Raw genomic sequence first — 3,235 nt, forward strand, 5'->3', positions numbered from 1 at the left:
CAATTTGTGGTCTGGAATTATTGCCTACAAATTCCTAGATAAAAAGCCCACTATTAGAGATTTTCAAGAAAAAAATCTACTTACAAATTTTGAACTTTTTCAAGATATTGCCGCTTAACTCACGTTAGTTTAGGAATTGCACTTGGACTAATTGTTGGCAAACCTTTGGGTATTTTCCTTTTAACATTTTTAGCAGTAACATTGGGACTTTGTAAACTGCCGACAGACTTAAATTGGAAGTCGATTTTGGGTGTAGGACTTTTGGCAGGAATAGGCTTTACAATGTCAATTTTTGTAACCTTGCTTGCATTTGACAACGAAACAATCATAAACAACTCAAAATTAGTAATCTTAATTTCTTCATTGACAGCGGGGGTTTTAGGTTTTATTATGTTGAAAGTAACCTTAAAAACAGAAAAAGTATCGTGAAACAATTTCAAATTTTTGCCATAATATCAATGATTTTTGCAGGACTGACTTCTGTAATAGCAAAAGCAGGACTAAAAAACGTTAGTGGCGACACAGGACTTGCCGTTAGAACAAGTTTTGTATTTGTGCTTATATGGTTGAATATTTTCGTTTTCAATCATATCAAAGACTTTTCTAACCTTACAAAAAAAGACATTTTGCTATTAGGTTGTTCGGGCATTACTACAACACTTTCTTGGATTTTTTACTACAAAGCCATTAAAATTGGAAACGTTTCGGAAGTAGCACTCATAGACAAAGCAAGTATCTTAATTACTTTGACACTTTCTATTTTGTTTCTGAATGAACAATTTACTTGGAAAATAGCAGTTGGTGGACTTTTAATAATTATTGGGTTAATGGTTTTGACTATAAAATGAAAAAAGGGCAGCAGGTAACAAGGGTTTGGCAAAATTGGGGCAGAAGTGCTAAATTGAACATTTGTAATTCTATTGAACATTTGTGCAAAACTGAACATTTGTGCCTTGAATGCCCCAACTTCGCCAAGCCCCAAAACGTTATGGGCAAGTTAAACAAACGACACAACGGAATGACACATACAAGAGAACCACCAATTTTAACTCTTATTGAAAATCTGGCTGACTGACAGAAAATATTTTTACAAAAAAAAGTGGAGTCCAGCGACCACTATAAAAAACGGGGCGAAACCGAAAAGCCAAACGAGTAGGAACTAACTTAATTTAAAGGAATTAAAATATGGAACAAGAATCAAAACTTTACATTTCAGCATCAATCGCTGACCGTTTACCTTCAATGGTAAAAAATGAATTGGCAAAATTGCCCGCTCAAAAACAAGAAGAATTTGTAGAAGAATACAAAAGAAAAGCTAAATCAGTTGGAATTGCTTATTTATTCTTAATTGTCATTTTAGCTATGCACTATGGATATTTAAGAAAGTGGGGACTTCAGATTGTTTTTTGGCTGACTGGTGGCGGATTTTTTATTTGGTGGTTGATTGACCTGTTCAGACTTCCAGGTCTTGTGAAGAATTATAATAAAGACATTGCTATAGACACAATGCGGAATTTGAAAGCAATGTCGAGCTAAGTTGAAAAATGAAAAACGTGCTACAACATTGTATAAGCGTAATGCGGGGTGAATTGCAGAAATTAAGCATTTTTCCATTAATAAACATTAGTGCGGGTTGACAGTGAATTTCTCTGAAAACCCGCACTACGCTTATACTTGACCGTTATCGGCAACCCTATTTGAGACAGTGTAACATAAAATTTGACTGACTAAAATTGAAAAACTGTTTAAAATTTGAAGCGATTTGTAGTAAGTTTTGACATCTAAAAAGTAACTTTGAAGACCATTAATTAACAAAAGAACAATGCTAACAAAAGAATATATCAAAGAACTGAAAAACAACGGCAACGGTGCTATTGGAGACCTTGTGAAAGAATATCGGGACAGCAGTTCTTTGACTTTCATTCTTGAAAACTTAGGACAATTACCGAAAGACTTTGACGGAAGTTTCCTTCTTGACTTACTTGGTCATAAAAACTCGACAGTAAGACTTTGGGCAGTCAAGACAATAGGAAAATTGGGAAACGAAGAATATTTACCACTTCTTAAACAGACTGCCCTAAACGACAATGACACAAACGTAAGACGAGAAGCCGTATCGTCAATCGGACGAATGAGAACAAAAAAAGGTCAGACTATTTTAACAGAAATCTTGCAAGACAACGACCCCAAAATTGTATGCCAAGCCATTCGTGGGCTGCTTGTTTTCAAAGGAGACAATGAAGTTGATAACAGTTTAAAACAATTGCTCAATCACGAAAACGAAATGGTTCGGACTGTTATATACAAAGAATATTTCGCAGAAAAGAAAGACAAAAACTCACAACCACATACCGAGAGTTATGACTACCTGAAAAATGTTGTAGTTAATGCCGATACGATTGAAACAATGAGATTACTCAAAGACGAGAGTATTCATTTGACATTTACATCGCCACCATACTACAATGCAAGAGATTATTCAATTTACCCAAGCTACAAAGCATATTTAGAATTTCTTGCTTACGTATTTAGAGAAGTTCATCGTATTACTAAAGAAGGTAGATTTTTAATTGTAAACACATCCCCCATAATAATTCCAAGAATTAGCAGAGCACACAGCAGCAAACGCTATCCAATTCCTTTTGACATTCACCCTTATTTAATGGAAATGGGATGGGAGTTTATTGACGACATTGTTTGGATGAAACCCGAAGCAAGTGTAAAAAATCGCATTGGCGGTTTTCAGCAACACAGAAAGCCACTTGCTTACAAACCAAATTCAGTTACAGAGTATTTAATGGTTTATAGAAAATCAACTGATAAACTTTTAGATTGGAACATTCGTCAATATGATTGGCAAACAGTTCAAGACAGCAAAGTTCCCGAAGGGTATGAAACGACAAATGTTTGGAAAATTGACCCTTGTTTTGACAAAGTTCATTCAGCAGTTTTCCCAGTTGAGCTTTGCAAACGAGTTATTCAATATTACTCTTACAAAGGCGACTTGGTTTTTGACCCATTTGCCGGAAGCGGAACGGTGGGTAAAACTGCAAAAAAATTAGGAAGATATTTTTTTCTTACAGAGAAAGATAAAACATACTTTGACTATGAAGTTGTTTAGGATTGAAAAAGATTTCCAATGAAAGTTGTATATTTAGGTGCTGAAACTAAAATATTACTTTTCATGGAAATCTTAAGCAAAGATAATATAAAAAGGTATATAATACCACATTTA

The 3,235-nt window shown here is 34.5% G+C and carries 4 protein-coding genes; all 4 read left to right on the plus strand.

The window, feature by feature from the left end; all coding sequences use genetic code 11:
• Positions 1–165: 165 nt before the first annotated feature.
• The gene (locus Rain11_RS13560) at positions 166–429 is read left to right on the plus strand and encodes a Na+/H+ antiporter NhaA (protein WP_243390598.1); all 264 of its coding nucleotides are present in this window, start codon (positions 166–168) and stop codon (positions 427–429) included.
• Positions 426–848, plus strand: coding sequence for an EamA family transporter (locus Rain11_RS13565; RefSeq protein WP_101359909.1), 423 nt, complete (start codon positions 426–428; stop codon positions 846–848). The genes Rain11_RS13560 and Rain11_RS13565 overlap by 4 nt, the downstream gene beginning before the upstream one ends.
• Before the next feature lie 337 nt (positions 849–1,185).
• Positions 1,186–1,536, plus strand: coding sequence for a TM2 domain-containing protein (locus Rain11_RS13575; RefSeq protein ID WP_207764460.1), 351 nt, complete (start codon positions 1,186–1,188; stop codon positions 1,534–1,536).
• A gap of 286 nt (positions 1,537–1,822) precedes the next feature.
• Positions 1,823–3,121, plus strand: coding sequence for a DNA methyltransferase (locus tag Rain11_RS13580; RefSeq protein WP_101359911.1), 1,299 nt, complete (start codon positions 1,823–1,825; stop codon positions 3,119–3,121).
• Positions 3,122–3,235 lie beyond the last annotated feature (114 nt).

The sequence above is a fragment of the Raineya orbicola genome (assembly GCF_002843425.1).
In the GTDB taxonomy this organism is placed as follows: Bacteria; Bacteroidota; Bacteroidia; order Cytophagales; family Thermonemataceae; genus Raineya; species Raineya orbicola.